This window comes from Corallococcus sicarius (genome assembly GCF_003611735.1).
Lineage (GTDB): Bacteria > Myxococcota > Myxococcia > Myxococcales > Myxococcaceae > Corallococcus > Corallococcus sicarius.
This window is the reverse complement of sequence record NZ_RAWG01000624.1, coordinates 1-1,477: the sequence shown is the minus strand read 5'-3', so window position 1 is coordinate 1,477 and position 1,477 is coordinate 1. Positions and strand designations below refer to the sequence as shown.

2 protein-coding genes are annotated in these 1,477 nt (G+C 71.7%); both read left to right on the top strand.

From position 1 onward, the window contains the following. Positions 1 to 1,144, top strand: a 1,144-nt coding sequence (locus tag D7X12_RS41320) for an outer membrane protein assembly factor BamB family protein (protein WP_147443998.1), incomplete at its 5' end; no start/stop codon positions are given. Between the two features lie 18 nt (positions 1,145 to 1,162). Then, positions 1,163 to 1,477: Rcat domain-containing protein (locus D7X12_RS41315; RefSeq protein WP_500683244.1), on the top strand; the 315-nt coding region annotated here is incomplete at its 3' end.

Below are 1,477 nucleotides of genomic sequence, written 5' to 3'. Positions count from 1 at the left end.
CCCTCCGCCCCCACGGCCTCCTCCGAAGCCCCGGCGCTCCTCGGTCGCGGGGTGTCTGGTGGTGGGGCTGGTGACCGTGGGGACGGCGGTGCCCGTCGCGGTGCTCGCCCTCCGGGGGCCCCGGCTGCATTGGGGCCGCTCCAGCTTCACGCTGATTCCGCCCGACCGGGCCACGGCCTTCCAGTGGGAGAACCTGGACGCGCCCGCGTTCCTGGACGTCAACGGGGATGGGACGGACGACGTCATCGGGCACATCCGCCGCTTCGTCGACTCCAAGTCGCAGGAATTGGTGGCCGCGTTCGACGGCAGGACGCTGGCGATGCTCTGGGAGACCCCGCCCAATGAAGGCGCGGGCGCGCTCAGGACGACGAAGGTCATCGCCCAGGGCGGCAAGCTGGTGATGAGCGGGCCCCGGTCGCTGACCCTGCTCGAAGCGAAGACCGGCAAGCCGCTGGGCAGCGTGCCCCTGTCCGACGCGCCGGAGCGGCTGTGCGTTCCGTCCGGGGACACCGAGTCGGTCTGGGTCGAGGTGCTGGACGAGCAGCACCTGCTCCTGAACACGCGCACGGGTACCGCCCGGCCCGCACCCAGGGCGCCTCCAAACTGTGTGACGCCGCCGCTGAGCGCCCGGACGTGCGGGATGGGACGGCCCGTGGGACTCACCACCACGTGCGAGAGCACCGACGAGCTGCCCTCCGACATCCGCGGCTTCACCGCCCGGTACATCTTCCGCGCGGGGGACTTCCTCGTGGCGACGGGCATCCGCTCGCCGGGGACGGGCGTGCCCCTGGTGGCGGTGTTCGAGAAGGGCCACACGACGCCCCTGTGGCACGGCAACGTCGCCGACACGGACCCCACCCACCTGAGGGACATGCCCCCGGAGACCGCCGAGCTGGACGGAGACTCCGTGTACTTCCTCTATGAGCTGGCGCAGCAGGGCGGCTTCCACCTCATCCGACGCGACGCGCGCACCGGCGCTGTGCGCTGGGACGTGCCCGTTCCGCGCTCCAAGGTGGGCAGCGGCCCATCCGCCCTCTGGATCCACGCCGGCCGCGTCTACGTGCCGCACTGGACCTGGCTGGACGTGTTCGAAGCCGAGACGGGCCACCTCGTCGGCACTCTGGGACGCTTTGGACTGGAGTGATGGTGTAGACCGGAGCTCATGGCTCGCGTTCGTTCCAGGTCACCCCGCTGTCCCGACTGCAACGCCCCCTTCAAGCTCCAGGCCGGGCAGACGCACTACACCTGCGGCTACTGCGGCATCGCGTTCGACCTGGAAGGTACCCAGGAGCGGGCGCGCCTTCCGCCGCCCACGTCGCCCCCGGGCAAGCCCGCGTCCTCGGGCGTCGCGCTGGCGCTGGGAATAGGGTTTGTGGTCATGCTGACGGCGGGGGTGCTCGTCGCGAGTTTCCTCATCGCCGATCCCGGCCCCCGGGAGGACCGCCGGCCCATCACCGCGTCCCCGCCCGTCCTGCCC